This is a genomic window from Sulfurimonas sp. HSL3-7 (assembly GCF_039645985.1).
In the GTDB taxonomy this organism is placed as follows: domain Bacteria; phylum Campylobacterota; class Campylobacteria; order Campylobacterales; family Sulfurimonadaceae; genus Sulfonitrofixus; species Sulfonitrofixus jiaomeiensis.
Map to the genome: position 1 here is coordinate 1,718,082 of NZ_CP147919.1, position 16,202 is coordinate 1,734,283.

The 16,202-nt window shown below is 48.2% G+C and carries 9 protein-coding genes and 1 riboswitch; of the genes, 3 read left to right on the forward strand and 6 right to left on the reverse strand.

Annotated elements, in window-relative coordinates; genetic code table 11:
- Position 1 precedes the first annotated feature (1 nt).
- On the forward strand, positions 2–1,549 hold the full coding sequence (locus WCY20_RS08635; RefSeq protein WP_345974381.1) for an FAD-binding oxidoreductase: 1,548 nt from the start codon (positions 2–4) through the stop codon (positions 1,547–1,549).
- Between the two features lie 122 nt (positions 1,550–1,671).
- Positions 1,672–1,866, forward strand: coding sequence for a hypothetical protein (locus WCY20_RS08640; RefSeq protein ID WP_345974383.1), 195 nt, complete (start codon positions 1,672–1,674; stop codon positions 1,864–1,866).
- Positions 1,867–2,231: 365 nt separating this feature from the next.
- On the opposite strand, the gene WCY20_RS08645 is transcribed toward WCY20_RS08640, so the two are convergent.
- Positions 2,232–2,546 (reverse strand): DUF1104 domain-containing protein, encoded by a 315-nt coding sequence (locus WCY20_RS08645; RefSeq protein WP_345974384.1) that lies wholly within the window; start codon positions 2,544–2,546, stop codon positions 2,232–2,234.
- Between the two features lie 246 nt (positions 2,547–2,792).
- On the opposite strand from WCY20_RS08645, the gene WCY20_RS08650 reads away from it, so the two are divergent.
- On the forward strand, positions 2,793–3,176 hold the full coding sequence (locus WCY20_RS08650) for a TonB-dependent receptor (protein ID WP_345974386.1): 384 nt from the start codon (positions 2,793–2,795) through the stop codon (positions 3,174–3,176).
- Between the two features lie 9 nt (positions 3,177–3,185).
- On the opposite strand, the gene WCY20_RS08655 is transcribed toward WCY20_RS08650, so the two are convergent.
- The 5 genes from WCY20_RS08655 to dnaE form a co-directional block, all read right to left on the reverse strand.
- Positions 3,186–4,445, reverse strand: coding sequence for a M18 family aminopeptidase (locus WCY20_RS08655; protein ID WP_345974387.1), 1,260 nt, complete (start codon positions 4,443–4,445; stop codon positions 3,186–3,188).
- A 212-nt stretch (positions 4,446–4,657) separates the two neighbouring features.
- The gene (locus WCY20_RS08660) at positions 4,658–6,499 is read right to left on the reverse strand and encodes a thrombospondin type 3 repeat-containing protein (protein ID WP_345974389.1); all 1,842 of its coding nucleotides are present in this window, start codon (positions 6,497–6,499) and stop codon (positions 4,658–4,660) included.
- Between the two features lie 12 nt (positions 6,500–6,511).
- On the reverse strand, positions 6,512–7,573 hold the full coding sequence (locus tag WCY20_RS08665) for an outer membrane beta-barrel protein (protein WP_345974391.1): 1,062 nt from the start codon (positions 7,571–7,573) through the stop codon (positions 6,512–6,514).
- Positions 7,574–7,929: 356 nt separating this feature from the next.
- Positions 7,930–11,448 (reverse strand): immunoglobulin-like domain-containing protein, encoded by a 3,519-nt coding sequence (locus tag WCY20_RS08670; protein ID WP_345974393.1) that lies wholly within the window; start codon positions 11,446–11,448, stop codon positions 7,930–7,932.
- Between the two features lie 92 nt (positions 11,449–11,540).
- Positions 11,541–11,615: riboswitch (cyclic di-GMP riboswitch) on the reverse strand.
- An 881-nt stretch (positions 11,616–12,496) separates the two neighbouring features.
- On the reverse strand, positions 12,497–16,108 hold the full coding sequence (gene dnaE / locus WCY20_RS08675; RefSeq protein ID WP_345974394.1) for a DNA polymerase III subunit alpha: 3,612 nt from the start codon (positions 16,106–16,108) through the stop codon (positions 12,497–12,499).
- Positions 16,109–16,202 lie beyond the last annotated feature (94 nt).

Here is a 16,202-nt window from a genome sequence, read left to right on the forward strand (position 1 = left end):
AATGAGTAAGAAACTTACGGCATTACCTGAAACCGTTTCTCTTGAAACAATGAATAAAGCAATTGAAGAATTTGTAAAAATCCTGGGTGCCGATAACGTACTGATCGGCGATGAGGAGATAGCCCCTTACAAAAAAATCATGATGGCAGTCAAGATCGAAGATCATATGCCTTCACTGGCGTTGCAGGCCTCGACAAAAGAAGAAGTTATCGCCATTGTCAGGGTATGTAACAAGTACGTCATCCCCGTCTGGACGTTTTCAACCGGTAAAAATATGGGATACGGTACCGCTGCACCGGCAAAGCCCGGAACTGTCATCCTTGATCTTCACAAAATGAATAAGATCATCGAGGTGAATCCCGACCTCTGTTATGCCGTACTTGAACCGGGTGTTACCTACCAGCAACTCTTTGACTACATTCAGGAAAAAGGGTACAAACTATGGCTCTCCTGCCCGGCCCCGAGTGCCATTGCAAGTCCGGTCGGCAATACAATGGACCGGGGTGTCGGTTATACGCCATACGGCGAACACTTCATGATGCAGTGCGGAATGGAGATCGTATTGGCGGACGGTTCATCCTTTAAAACCGGTATGGGCGGCATCAAGAACTCTACCAGTTCATCCGTTTTCAAATGGGGCTACGGACCGTCGCTGGACGGTATCTTTACACAGAGCAACTATGGTATCTGCGTTGAAATGGGAATGTGGCTTATGCCTGAACCGCCGGCATTCAAACCGTTCTGTATTACATTGGACACAGTTGAAGATGTTGAAAAAGTCGTCGAAGTTCTTCGACCGCTTCGTATCGCAAACATTATTCCAAATGCTTTCACGATCGCCAGTACGCTTTATGAAGCAGCAGGTGTTGTCAGCCGTTCCGACTATGTTGACGGAAACCGTTCCATCACGGAAGAGGAGATCGAAAAGATCAAAAAAGACACAGGAATGGGTACGTGGAACGTTTATGCGGCCTTGTACGGCACCGAAGAAGCGAATGAGTTGAACTGGAAAATCATCCAGTCGGTCATCAATGCCAACTTTAAAAACCATAAATTCCTGACATCCAAAGAGATGGGTGATGACCCGATATTCAAATATCGTGCCGACTTGATGCGCGGCTATATGACACTCCAGGAGTTTGGCCTCTATAACTGGAGAGGCGGCGGCGGAAGTATGTGGTTTGCCCCGGTATCGCCGGCGGAAGGAAAACACACCCTTAACCAATCGGCACTGGCTAAAAAGATTATGAATAAATACGGCTTCGATTATGTCGCCGAGTTTATCGTCGGTTGGCGGGACATGCACCATATTATCGACCTGCTCTATAACCGAAATGATCCAGAAGAGATGCAGCGCGCACATGACTGTTACGCTGAATTGGTAGATGCATTTGCGCAACAGGGTTACGGTGTATATCGGACAAGCAGTGGATTTATGGATCTGGTTGCTGAAACGTATGGTCCTGAAATTCACAATGTATTTCAAAAGATAAAGCGGGCACTCGATCCTAAAGGGATTTTGGCGCCGGGTAAATCGGGCATCTATTGATGGCTGCGCGTTATCGCGTAATAGCAGCGGCGCTGGTAAGGAGCACCGCTCAATAAGTAACGGATTACCCGAAAAAAGATACTATACCCAAAAATTACAACAACGTTGTCAGAAAGAGAACAATGCCAACACGCAGTGACCGCTGGGAAGTTATCTACCGGACAACAGATACGAGAAAGGTCGGTTGGTATCAAGCGGTTCTGGAAATATTGTGTACACTTCTTCAGTACATTATGGCCGCACCGAAACATTCATTCATCACATCGGATGCGGCGCCGACCACCTACTTGAAAAAGGGTTCGGTGACATCACCCTGATCGATATATCTGTCGCAGCACTCCACATTATCAAAGAGCGCCTGAAGGAGAGAGGCCCTCTGCATTGATCATGACCAGAAGCTTCTTCATTCCCCGGATCAGCATAAATCCCTATATCGTATTGACCTAAACTCAGGTTGTATTTATTGACAGAGCATAAGATTGAAAAATGAAAGGAAGTTATAACAGAGGGGCTAAAGCTGTGAATAATGACTATTCTGAGAAATTAGATCGTTTGAGACATGTGAACATGAAACATTGCTCTGCAGAAATAAAGTTTATTGATGTCAAAAAGTTTTGGCAAAGTGGCAAATATTCATTCCCAGGTTAAACCTGGGAATGGCTAGCAGATGCGATCAGAATGATCAGCGGTTTTTACCGCCTCCCATACCTTGTCCCTGACCCATGCCTTGACCTTGACCCATACCTGGGCCTTGTCCCTTGTTTTGATACTTGCGTACACGGTTCTCCGGCGGATAGGTCTGAAACTTTTTCAGCTGATCCTGTGTCATTGTCTTTTCACGGATCTTTAGCTCATTATGCAACTGGGTACGCTCCTGCTCAGTGGTCAACGTACCGCGCATATTCAACAGTTCATCCGTACTTTTTGACGAAAAATCAGCCGCGTAGACCGCAGCGCCCAGTAACAATGTACTTAAAACGATAGAGAACTTTTTCATGGTCAACTCCTTGAATGGTGTACAATAATCATACTACAAAAATGTATAAATAGTATTACGTCCGAGAATATCGGGCCGAAATCAGATGGAAATATACCTTACTGTTTTGAATTTTTACCCTTTTTAACCTCGGCAGAACCGAATTACAGATAATACTTAAGAAATATTCTCCCCTATCAATACCATAGCTTATTAAGACATAGCGTTCTATAGTGATTATATAACTTTGCTTTATAGGAGGATATCATGGACAGAAGCTATGTATTGTCAGCCTTCGGCTATGCTATCATCGGTTTGCTGCTGGGTATCTATATGGCGGCGTCGCAGGATCACGGGCAGCTGGTCACGCATGCCCACATAATGCTGGTAGGTTTTGTCGTCTCTTTTATCTACGGATTGTGTCACAAGCTCTGGATCTCCGACAGCGGTTCAACACTGGCCAGGGTACAGTTTTATGTCCATCATGCCTCATCAATTTTCCTTGGTATCGGCCTGTTTCTGCTTTATGGCAATTATGTGCTGTTGGAAACAATCGACCCCTATCTGGCGATCGCTTCCATTGCCGTACTGATCGCCTTGATCATGATGACGGTTATCCTGGTACAGTCAAAGGAAAAAACCGTCACTTAAAAGTGCATTTTATTGCTGCAAGGCCAACAGTATTCGATAAAGCTGATGAGCATCCTTGTTTCCCGCAAGCTCTCGTATAGAGTGCATTGCAAAGGTCGGTAGCCCGACATCGATGGTGTCGATGCCGAGTCGTGTCGCCGTGATCGGACCGATTGTAGAGCCGCACCCCATGTCCGAACGGGTCACAAACTCCTGGAGTTTAATATCTTGACTTTCTGCGGCCAGCGAAACCCTTGAGATGGTTCGCGAGTTTGAGGCGTAACGCTGGTTGGCATTGACCTTGACGACAACCCCGTTGTTGATACGCGGCGCATGGTTGTCATCATGTTTGCCTGCATAGTTGGGATGGACCGCATGTGCATTGTCACACGAGATCATGACCGATTTGCGCGTAAGCCGGGTATAACTTTCAAAATCAGCCGTCATACGGCGGAGCACGCTTTCCAGAAAGCTGCCGGCTGCCCCGGAAGTGCTCTCGCTGCCCACCTCTTCATGATCGCTGCAGACCATCAGGTATGGCCGTGAGGGGTGAACGCTGCAGATCGTCAATAAGCTGACATAGCAGCTTAAGAGATTGTCCAGACGTGCAGAGGCGATAAAGTCATCCTGCAGTCCGACAAAGGCGGCTTTTTGCGTATCGTAGAGGCTAAGTTCATGCGAAAGCAGACTTGCAAAGTCATCATATCCTTCATGTTTCAACGCTGCTTTGATCCACTCGCTAAAATCAAACGCACCGCTTGTAATGATAGGGACGATGTCCGTCTGTGCATTGACGGTGCGCTCTTTGTTGGCTTTATCGTCAAGATGAATCGCAAGTGACGGGATAATAGCGATCGCCTTCTGCATATTCACAAGCGCCTCTTTGATTCGACCTGTGGTGTCTTTATAGGCAACACGGCCTGCAATACTGAGGTCACGGTCAAACCACGGGTTCATCAGAAGTCCGCCATAAGGTTCGACGCCCAGCTGAACTAAACCGTTTTTCTCAATGACCGGTGAAGGTTTCAACTTCAGGTTCGGCGAGTCGGTATGCGCCCCCATCATCACATAATCGTCATCTCCCGGGTAGGTAAAGGCGATGATAGAGGAGTCATTACGTGTCACATAATATTTCTGGCCTTTTACAAGTGCCCACTTCTCTGTCTCTTCCAGTTTGATAAAACCGGCATTCTCACACATCATCGCCATATTGCGCGTCGTATGGAACGGGGTCGGTGAAGCGTCTAAAAAGCCTAAAAGTCCTTCATTGAATTCATCTGTTGTCATCATCTCTGTTTCCCTTAAATCCGATCAATCTACATAATATATTATATATTTTTTTATATCTACGCTTTGTAGACGTATGATCAAATTTTAACGTATTACAGAGCAATCCACTGTAAGAGTCCATGAAATCCTGTTTTTATTTCGGCACTGTTTCAAAATGAGGTAGAGAGCATAAGTGAAAACTGCAATGTTCTGCAGCTTCACAAAGGACGAGATCAGTATACGCAGACACCATAAACTTTTATCGTCTCAATGACATCAGCAAGACCGGATATACTTAACTCCACACTGTCAAAATCTTTGCTTGAATTGAAGCTGTAGTAAGCTTTCCCTGTCCCGTTCAAACCAAGCAGGTCTAAAGTCAGCAGTGAACTGCCGCTCACATCTTCTTGCAGCACCCCGTTTAAATAGGTCTTGATGGTAAGGTTGTCGACTAGATTGACCGTAAGCAAATCCCCCGTGTCTTGCACCACAAATCCGACCGTGCTTCCTCCCGTGTGGACTTCATCTTCATCTTTGACAAGTATAACAGCAGAACCGGCCAATTCAAGCAGTGTCGTAACTTCTGCTGCTGTTTCGGCATCCGCATCAACAAGATCGGCATCACCCTCAATGCTAGGGCACAAAATCCCCAACAGCGTACAAAGCAAACCGCCAGCGCTGCTTTCTACAGATGCCCGATCATTTCCTAAGTTAATAATAGCCTCGGCATTACTACCACAGAGTCCCACCAAATTGGCTGTGTTATCACACACATCTCCCGTGCCGTCACCGTCACTGTCAATCTGGTCGGCATTTGGTACGAGCGGACAGTTGTCCTCACTGTCAACTACCCCGTCATTGTCATTGTCATTATCACAGGCGTCACCGATACCATCCAGGTCACTGTCCTCTTGCAGCGGGTTTGGAATCAGAAGACAGTTGTCGTTACCGTCATCGATCCCGTCGCCATCACTGTCGGTGTTGCTGTCACAGGCGTCCCCTACACCATCACCATCTCCATCTTCCTGACCTGGATTTGCTGTGATTATACAGTTATCATTTACATCGAGAATACCATCGTTATCATCATCAGTATCGCAGCTGTTACCTATGCCGTCTCCGTCACTGTCAGTCTGATCGGGATTGGGAATCAAGACACAGTTATCACTTCCGTCCAGAATACCGTCATTGTCATCATCTGTATCACAGGCATCTCCAGCACCGTCACCGTCGGTATCGGCCTGGTCCGGATTGGACACTAATATACAGTTGTCGGCACTGTCTTCGATACTGTCTCCATCATCATCATTGTCACAGGCATTCCCCGCACCATCACCGTCGGTGTCAGCTTGATCTGGATTGATAGTCACAATACAGTTATCGCTGTTGTCCAGAATTCCATCATTGTCATCATCAGTGTCACAGGCGTCCCCTGCACCGTCACCATCGGTGTCCGCCTGATCCGGGTTTAGTATAAGAAGACAGTTGTCAATTCCATCTTCTATACCGTCATTATCAGTGTCCGTGTTACTGTCACAAGCATCGCCGATGCCGTCATTATCGGTATCAGTCTGATCAGGATTGCTTACGTTCGGGCAGTTGTCGTTCGGGTCCTTAAGTCCGTCACCATCACTGTCTCCGTTGCTGCCAGAGACAAATAATAATGTGTAGGTACTGATTGGGTGCAGACCATTCAAATCTGTTACTTGACGCGTAACGACAGCTCTGTATTCCGTATACGGAAGCATCTCGGCATCAAACGTGAAGTAAATGGTATTTTTGTCATGCATGATCGTACCCCCAACATGCACAGTATTATTGCCTTCCGTTACATAAAATGTTGTATCATTGATCGATGCGGGGTCCAACTCTTTACTGAAAACAATCATAATAGACGCATTAACATCTACGTTTGACATTCCCTGTGTCGGGCTTGTTGAGACGACATATGGCTCGTTACCAAGTCCAGTTCCTCCCAGTAGTCTGTCTTCTGAGTCACATCCTGACAGCACAAATACGGTGCTAAGGATCAGACCCAAAACAATCTCTTTTATATTTTGTACCGAAAAATTCATCGAAATCTCCTTTTACTTTGTCGCTGTGATAATGCTAATATCTACGCGTCTGTTTGCCGCACGACCTTCTTCCGTACTGTTATCTGCGATCGGCTCACTTTCACCTTTGGCGATGATCTCCATCTGCAGCGGGGAGATCCCCTTGATAATCAGAAAATTTCTAACGGAATTTGCACGTTGGTAAGAAAGTTCTAGATTATAGTCTTCCTCCCCAACATCGTCTGTGTGTCCTGTGATGATCAGCCGATCGTTTTCATTAATATTCTTAACGAGTTCCGCAAGCATCGCTTTACCTTGTGGAACCAGTTTTGCCTGATCAAAATCGAAAAGTGCATCCGATGCGAACACAATACGCTCGGCGGGCGGTGGCGGTGTGGTAATGACAATCGGCTCAGCGGCAACTTTCACCTCTTTGATGACCACAACAGGTTCCGGTTCGGGCACTGCTTTTTCTTCGATTCCAAAACGGTATACCAAACCGACAGAAAAGAGGTGGATATCTGCACCGCCGGCAAGCGACTCTTTCATATGATAGTCTTCCCACTCTCCGCGAAGGCCCCATGCCGGAGCAAGGTCATATTGAAAGCCGAGACCGTATTTGAAGCCCAGCTCGTTTTTCGTAAAATCTCCTGCATTCGAATAATCCTCTTTTAACCAAGAGTAAAGCAGCCCGCCCCGCGCTGTCAAAGAGAACGACTCATCATACAGCGGTAGAAGGAAAAGAAGGTCTATATTGACTCCTTGTGGCTTATATGAGCCCTTCGTGGAATTGGTTGTCGATACCGCCTTATAGGTAAATTCACCCAGATTGGCATAACCTCCTTCCACTGCAAAATACTCGTTAAACAGATACCCGCCGAACACCTTGAAACCAAAACTGTTTTCATCGTCGGTGTAAGAGACACAATCCCCGCCGCAAAACCCTTCTTTAATAGTTTCACTGTCAATATCCGCCATTGAGTATCCCAGTCCCAAACCGATATATGGTCCTTCTGTGATACTCTTACAATGCCCGGCGGTCGTCAGGAACCCCAGTAAAACAGTCGTTAGAATAGATGTACTGACTCTTATCACAATTTATTCCTTCTTGTTATAATTAATCTACATTTATAATAATTTATCATAAATCAATCATTTACATTATCAATCGGTATTCCTGATATATAGCTTTATTTGGAACATAAACATAACAAATTGATAACATTTTGATAAACAAACCTAATAATACCACTAGTTCGTAGGATTTTCAGATAACCAATCAATGCGAGGCAATACACTATGCCAGCGGTCAGGGCAAGCTTTAACGCCTGCTACTATATTTAATTGCATATTTTAAAATCAGTGTTCGGGATCACATACTGAACCAAAATGGATCACCAGTCTATTTACATTATGCGCTAATGGAACCTGAAGGTGCAATTAGCGTCTTGTTACGGTAAAATCGTAAACGAATAGGCCGAACCAGCATCCGGTGATGAAGTCGGATAAGCAGTGTTGGCGCCTACGACAATATCCATTCCGCTAATATCTACTGATTTTCCAAAATAACCTCCGGATACGTCGATCTTGGCCATCTGAAGGTAATTATCCGTCCCGTCATTTTGAAAAAGGTAAGCCGAATTTGCATGATGGGCACCGACAATGACATATCCCCCGTCTATGGCCACCGAGATTCCGAACTGGTCATTCCCTCCGGCATCATCGGCGCTGAGCTTGGCTACTTGATTGAAACTGTCGCCGCCGTCGTTTTTAAAGACGTAAGCTGAACCGGCATTTGTTACCCCGTTGGGATCTTCGTACCAGGCACCGACGACCACATAATCCCCGTCAATGTCGATCGAGCGTCCGAACAGGTCCCCCGCTTCCGCGTCGTCGGCATGGATTTTCGCCACTTCGTTGAACGTATCTGCTGCGGAATCCTTTTTGAAGATATAGGCTGATCCGGCATTGTTGATACCTAGGGCATGTTCGTAAAAGGCACCGACGGTAATATACTCCCCGCTGACAGATACGGAATAACCGAAGTAGTCACCAGCTGTGGCATCCGAAGCGGTAAGCTTATCTACCTGCGTATAGTGATCCAGGCCGTCATTTTTAAAGACATAGGCAGCACCCGCACAACATGAACTTCCTACGTATGCATTGTCCGCACCTGCAACAATATAATTGCCGCTTATGTCAACCACCCAACCCAAATGATCATAGACGGCGCCATCATTCGCAACAAGCTTGGCTATCTGCGTGTAGTTGTCCGAAGCGTCTTTTTTGAATACATATAAAGCCCCGCTGTCAAAAGATGCACTGCTATTATTATTGTCTTCGCCCATTGCGCCGACTACCACATAATCCCCCTCAATAGCTACCGAATTACCAAAATAGTCGCCTTCTGCACCATCGTCGGATGTCAATTCGGCAATCCGAATATAATGCCCGTTAATATTTTTTTTATAAACATATGCCGCACCGACATTACCAACACCGCCTACATCCGCAAGCCGAGCACCAACAACAGCATACTCCCCATTAATGGCCACGTCGTATCCAAAATCATCCTCTGTTCTAGGAGTGTCAGCTTCGAGTTCATTAAGTTCAATGACCTGAAAATCGCCATCACTGACCACAACGGTACGGACAGCAGTTGCAATATTGCCTGCTGTATCACCAACCGTGTAGGTAACACTATAGGTTCCGACGATAGAGGTGTCGACATCGTCGCTTGTCTGTATGGATGCCGTAACATCACCGTCGATATTATCATGCGCCGTGGCCCCCGGATCGCTAAAGGTGTCGCCCAGCTGCAGATTTAAAGGATTATCCCCTATAATCGTAACGACGGGAGGTGTTGTATCTGCTGTCGGATCACTGACCACAACGGTACGGACAGCAGTTGTAATATTGCCTGCTGTATCACCAACCGTGTAGTTAACACTATAGGTTCCGACAACAGAGATGTTGACATCGTCGCTTGTCTGTATGGATGCCGTAACATCACCGTCGATATTATCATGCGCCGTGGCCCCCGGATCGCTAAAGGTGTCGCCCAGCTGCAGATTTAAAGGGTTATCCCCTATAATCGTGATGATAGGAAACGTAGTATCAGGTACACCGCCCAGCGATACAAACCTGACAGCATCGGCGCTGGTGCCTCCCGTTTCCACATCACGCACAAGGGTAACATTGCCACTGGTGCCCGCATTGAATGAGAAGGTGCCCAGTAAAACCCAGTCTCCCGAACCCTGATTCTGATCAATCCCTATCGGCGTAGAACCCCCGGCATGATTGACCGTATAGCTGGCGTCTGTATCACGATCATAGACGGTAGAACCGGTATACCATACATAAACCTCATAGTAGTCTGCCTCCGGCAGAACGGGTGTCCAGGTCGCGCTGCTGCCGATGGTTCTGCTGAAAACAGAACTGTCGGCATACTCATCCGGCGCCCCGGACTCGGACCAGGAACCGGTCGTGCTGAAGCCCGAATCATGATTGTCAACGATGATCGCGCCACTGCCTGCAGCCGGATTGACTGTAATTTCTATATCATCATATCCCTGCAGTTCTGTATCATCTGCACTCAGCCTGAGCACATAAGTTCCATCCTGGCTGAAGCTGACTGTCGTATCTTCCGCAGCGGCATTGCTGAATGTTACGGTCCCGGGACCACTGACCTGTGTCCACACGACCGTATAAGGAGCAGGAAGACCGTCATCGGTCACCGTACCGTTCAGGCTGGCACCTGCAGGCAGCGTGATCGTCTGATCGGAACCCGCATTTACTACCGGAGCATGGTTTGTAGGCACACCGCCCTGAGACACAAACCTGACAGCATCGGCGCTGGTGCCTCCCGTTTCCACATCACGCACAAGGGTAACATTGCCACTGGTGCCCGCATTGAATGAGAAGGTGCCCAGTAAAACCCAGTCTCCCGAACCCTGATTCTGATCAATCCCTATCGGCGTAGAACCCCCGGCATGATTGACCGTATAGCTGGCGTCTGTATCACGATCATAGACGGTAGAACCGGTATACCATACATAAACCTCATAGTAGTCTGCCTCCGGCAGAACGGGTGTCCAGGTCGCGCTGCTGCCGATGGTTCTGCTGAAAACAGAACTGTCGGCATACTCATCCGGCGCCCCGGACTCGGACCAGGAACCGGTCGTGCTGAAGCCCGAATCATGATTGTCAACGATGATCGCGCCACTGCCTGCAGCCGGATTGACTGTAATTTCTATATCATCATATCCCTGCAGTTCTGTATCATCTGCACTCAGCCTGAGCACATAAGTTCCATCCTGGCTGAAGCTGACTGTCGTATCTTCCGCAGCGGCATTGCTGAATGTTACGGTCCCGGGACCACTGACCTGTGTCCACACGACCGTATAAGGAGCAGGAAGACCGTCATCGGTCACCGTACCGTTCAGGCTGGCACCTGCAGGCAGCGTGATCGTCTGATCGGAACCCGCATTTACTACCGGAGCATGGTTTGTAGGCACACCGCCCTGAGACACAAACCTGACAGCATCGGCGCTGGTGCCTCCCGTTTCCACATCACGCACAAGGGTAACATTGCCACTGGTGCCCGCATTGAATGAGAAGGTGCCCAGTAAAACCCAGTCTCCCGAACCCTGATTCTGATCAATCCCTATCGGCGTAGAACCCCCGGCATGATTGACCGTATAGCTGGCGTCTGTATCACGATCATAGACGGTAGAACCGGTATACCATACATAAACCTCATAGTAGTCTGCCTCCGGCAGAACGGGTGTCCAGGTCGCGCTGCTGCCGATGGTTCTGCTGAAAACAGAACTGTCGGCATACTCATCCGGCGCCCCGGACTCGGACCAGGAACCGGTCGTGCTGAAGCCCGAATCATGATTGTCAACGATGATCTCAGCAGCATACAGGAACTTAACCATAAAAAGCGCAATAAAAAATACACGTTTCATTGTCTCATCCTTCCAATATTTTAGAATAGATGAATTTTGAACAGATGACTTCTAGCCAGCATTTCAAAACGACATTTAATGTATGATAGTTGCTGAGTAGCCAGGCGTTCTTCTGGAGGTCCTTAGCTTTCCGTCCTGCCCTCACAGACAGTTTGGCTTTATTGCAGTTAAGAACATGATATCACATATAAAAATCAAAGTAAAGTAATCTAATACAAATCTCGATATAAAAGACAAGTCAATTGACCCGATCTAATAAAATAAAAAGTGAACATATTCTATCAACAGAGCCGTTTTGAATAAATGTTTGAATAATGCTTATCCGGAGTCAGAGCTGGAATTGTATTTGCCGAAATTAACATTTTTTCCTAAAATTCAAGCACACTTTTCTCTTCGGTGAGAATAACACGGCCATCTTTAAAGTATTTAAACTCCTACTGAAGGCTTATCTCATAATTATGTGCCATATAGTACTGACTAATCATAACCTCAACAATATCGTGTCGGTTCAGATTGAGTTCAATTCAAAATTCTCTCAGTGTCGTTTGCCCTCCGAACATGCATAAGTATCCCGCACCGCATTCTTTTTCTTATACAATACCCTTGCAACGATAAACGACGCACTGAAAGAACTGCTTGTACAGGTAATTTTCCGGTCATATACAGGCTTAAAGCATGCATTGCTGACATACGTCAGCTACATCGCCTACTACCAACCGAAAAATGAGGAAGAATTCCTGTCCGTCAAAAAAATCGTGCTGAAAAAAATGAATTCTCCAGGAAATCTCTGCCCAGACTGATCCGGGACGATTGAGGAAAGGGAATAGAAACGGTATTTTCTAACTTTTCGGTATACCCAACACACGTTCCTAGTGAATCATCTAAGTTGATGGAAATCATGCAAATAGACTACACGATGAAGCATACTCAAGTTTTTTGCACATCGAGCGATACAAAGACTGCCAAAGCTTATGTAAATGTTACCTTTTTGTAAACAAGGTTTAAAAAGCGAAAATTTTATCCTGTCAACGATACATTGATTTATACTTTACGCCACATCCACTGCTTCGAAATGTGCCAGTTCGTCGAGTACTTTGCTGTCCACCCTTATCGCAGAATCGATCACAACATTCTGCAATTTTGAGACAATGTTGAGCTGAAGCGGGCGGTTGCCCGGATAACGCCGGACCAGACGGTAAAGCTCTTCGAGCAATTCCGTGCTCTTGTCCATACGCAGGCGAAGTTTCAACATTTCAGGCGGCTTCTCAACGATCTTTGTCACCACCTTTTTTGCCTCTTTTTTGACTTCGTCCAGGGTAAAAATCTTCAAAACACTCATGCGGGTAAACTGCTCAGTATGGGTCACTTTGACTTTAAATGCAACCGGGTCATTCAGATTCATCCCTTCGAGCTGATCGAGTTTATCACTGAAGAGCATCATCTCGATATTGCCGTGAAAGTCCATCAGGTTGACGATACCGAACTGGTTGCCCTTCTTGGAGATCTTCTTGGTGATCTCTTCGACTTTCCCGATAAAGATCGCCGTCGAACCGTCGGTGATGTTGTCGATATCGGAAGAGAGCGTGTATGTAAGTGCATCGATGCGCTCGCGGAAATCATCGAGCGGGTGGCCCGAAACGTAAAAGCCCAGCGTATCTTTCTCAAAATCCAGTATCTCTTTGAGCCCGAACTCCGCCTCGTCTTTCAGGGTAAGCTCAACGGTAGAGATCTCCTCATCATCACCGAAGAGACTGCCGATTGCATTTTTCTTCGCCTGTGAAGCATCTTTCGCTGTCTGGATAATCAGGTCCATCTGCCCAAGGATCGCACGGCGGGAGAGTCCGAAAGCATCAAAACCGCCCGATTTCGTAATCGACTCGAGCACCCTCTTGTTGACCTTCTGCGGCTCGATGCGGTTGACAAAGTCCTGCATTGAACTGAACTCGCCGTTCTCACGAACCTCCAGAATGGACTGGACGGCCGCTTCTCCGACGCCTTTGATCGCGCCGAGCCCGAAAAGGATGACATCCTGACCGTCTTTCTCGATCGCCGAGAACTCCAGCTGCGAATGGTTGATATCGGGAGGCGAGAGTTCGATACCCATGCGCTTGACCTCATCGATATACTTGACAATCTTGTCCGTATTGTCCTTCTCCGAGGTGAGCAGTGCCGCCATGAACTCCTGCGGATAGTAGGTCTTCAGCCACGCCGTCTGAAAGGTGACCATCGCATAGGCCGCCGAGTGCGATTTGTTGAAACCGTAACCGGCGAACTTTTCGATCAGGTCAAAAAGCTCCGAAGCGGTCTTATAGTCGAGCCCTTGTTTTTGCGCCCCTTCGGAGAACAATTTGTTGTACTTGAGCATCTCCTCGACCTTCTTCTTACCCATCGCGCGGCGGACGATGTCCGCACCGCCGAGGCTGAAGCCCCCGATGGTCTGAACGATCTGCATGACCTGTTCCTGGTAGACGATGACCCCGTAGGTCGGCTTCAGTATCTCTTCGAGGGCATCAAAGACATAGACGATCTCCTGGCGCCCGTGCTTACGCTCGATGAAATCATCGAGCATCCCCGACTCCATCGGACCCGGACGGTAGAGTGCCAGGACCGCGATCAGGTCTTCGAAGGTTGAAGGTTTGAGCCGTTTGTTCAGATCCTGCATTCCCGAACTCTCTATCTGGAACATCCCGACCGTCTCACCCGTCTGGATCACCCTGTATACCTCGGCATCGTTTTCATCGATCTCATGCCAGTTGATATCCCGGTCATAACGGGTTTTGACCAGCTTGATCGCCGCATCGATAACATCAAGGGTCTTCAGACCCAGGAAGTCGAACTTGATGAGATCGACATCTTCAAGATAGTTGAGCGAATACTGCGTGACAAAGGTCGTTTCGCCCGAAGGCTTGTAGATCGGGGTCTTGTACCAGAGCTCCCGGTTGGAGATAACGACACCGGCAGCGTGCATCCCCGCATTGCGCTTTAGCCCTTCGAGTTTTTTGGAGAATTCCCAGACGCGTGCAGCCTGCGGGTCGGTCTCGATCAGTTCCCGGATCTTCGGCTCCTTCTGGAAAGCCCCGTCTTTGAAGCCCTCGCTGCCGGGTTTGCCCTTGCCGTTGAGGGTGATGCCCAGTTCGTCCGGGATCAGTTTCGCCATCTTGTCGGCCTGCGAAAGCGGCACGTCGAGGACGCGCGATACGTCGCGGATGACCCCTTTGGCCAGCAGGGAACCGAAGGTGATGATCTGCGCGACCTGGTTACGTCCGTACTTCTCGACGACATAGTCGATCACCTCGCCGCGGCGGGCCTGCATAAAGTCCATATCAATATCGGGCATCGATACCCGCTCCGGGTTGAGAAAACGCTCAAAAAGCAGGTCGTATTTCATCGGGTCGATATCGGTGATATCAAGGGCAAACGCAACCAGCGAACCGGCGGCGGAACCCCGTCCCGGTCCGACGGCCACGCCCATATTCTTCGCCTCTTTGACGAAATCCCAGACGATCAGCATATAACCCGGGAACTTCATGGAGTTGATAACATCCATCTCAAATTCAAGACGTTCCCGGTACTCGTCATGGCGTTCCTGCGGGACATGTTGAAGACGGTTTTCAAGCCCGACCTTGCAGCGGTGGATAAAGTACTCGGCGTCGTTCTTGTCGGCAGCACTCAGCCATTTCTTTTTCGCCTCCTTGTCGGCGTCTTCACTCAGCGGTGCATCGTCCTCATAGTTGATATCAAGGTTCTCGCGCGCAGCATATTCAGGGGTGAACTTGAAGTTCGGCGGTGTCGGGTCACCGAGTTTCAGCTCAAGCTGGCACTTCTCGACGATCTCCTGGGTATTCTCCAGCGCTTCGGGGATATCGGCGAAGAGGCGGGCCATCTGTTCGGGCGATTTGAGATAGAACTCGTGCACCGAGTGGCGCATACGGTTGGGATCGTCATAGAGTTTATTCATCCCGATACACATAAAGGCCTCATGGTACTGTGCATCGTCGGGAAAGGTGTAGTGGGTGTCGTTGGTGGCGACAATCTTGATCCCCGTCTCCCGGCTGAGTCTTAGCACCTGCTCGTCGATATAGAGCTGGTCGCCGATGCCGTGGCGCATCAGTTCAAGGTAGAAGTCGTCGCCGAAGATCTCTTTATACTCCAGCGCGACACGTTTTGCCCCCTCGTACCCCTCTGCCCCGTTACGGACATTACGCTGGTTCTGGAGGTTGAGATGCCAGTTGACCTCGCCCTGCAGACAGGCAGAAGAGCAGATGAGCCCCTCGCTATGCTCGCGGAGCTCTTTCTTGTTGATACGCGGGAAGTAGTAGAAGCCGTCGATGTAGGCTTTGGAGCTGAGATACATCAGGTTTTCGTACCCTTTCTGGTTCTTGGCGTAGAGGCAGATATGGAAACGCTGTTTTGTACTTCTGTCGTCGATCATCTCGCCGTTGTGGATGTAGCCTTCCATCCCGATGATCGGTTTGATGCCCGCCGCTTTCATCTGCTTGTAAAAATCGATGGCACCGAACATGTTGCCGTGGTCGGTCATGGCCACCGAAGTCATTCCCAATGCTTTAACACGCTCAACAAGGTTGGATATCTTGTTGGCGCCGTCAAGAAGGGAGTATTCGGTATGCAGGTGAAGGTGGGTAAAAGGCTGTACGCTCATAGTATTCCTGTCAAAAATAGTAGTAGTTTAGTGAAAGATATTATAGTCTTTAGAGGTTAAAACTGGCTGTGTTTTGATGCGTCAATTTGTCTGC

Coding starts and splice junctions, on each gene's coding strand:
- WCY20_RS08635 (WP_345974381.1), top strand. CDS start 2: ATGAGTAAGAAACTTACGGCATTACCTGAAACCGTTTCTCTTGAAACA.
- WCY20_RS08640 (WP_345974383.1), top strand. CDS start 1,672: ATGCCAACACGCAGTGACCGCTGGGAAGTTATCTACCGGACAACAGAT.
- WCY20_RS08645 (WP_345974384.1), bottom strand. CDS start 2,546: ATGAAAAAGTTCTCTATCGTTTTAAGTACATTGTTACTGGGCGCTGCG.
- WCY20_RS08650 (WP_345974386.1), top strand. CDS start 2,793: ATGGACAGAAGCTATGTATTGTCAGCCTTCGGCTATGCTATCATCGGT.
- WCY20_RS08655 (WP_345974387.1), bottom strand. CDS start 4,445: ATGATGACAACAGATGAATTCAATGAAGGACTTTTAGGCTTTTTAGAC.
- WCY20_RS08660 (WP_345974389.1), bottom strand. CDS start 6,499: ATGAATTTTTCGGTACAAAATATAAAAGAGATTGTTTTGGGTCTGATC.
- WCY20_RS08670 (WP_345974393.1), bottom strand. CDS start 11,448: ATGAAACGTGTATTTTTTATTGCGCTTTTTATGGTTAAGTTCCTGTAT.
- dnaE (WP_345974394.1), bottom strand. CDS start 16,108: ATGAGCGTACAGCCTTTTACCCACCTTCACCTGCATACCGAATACTCC.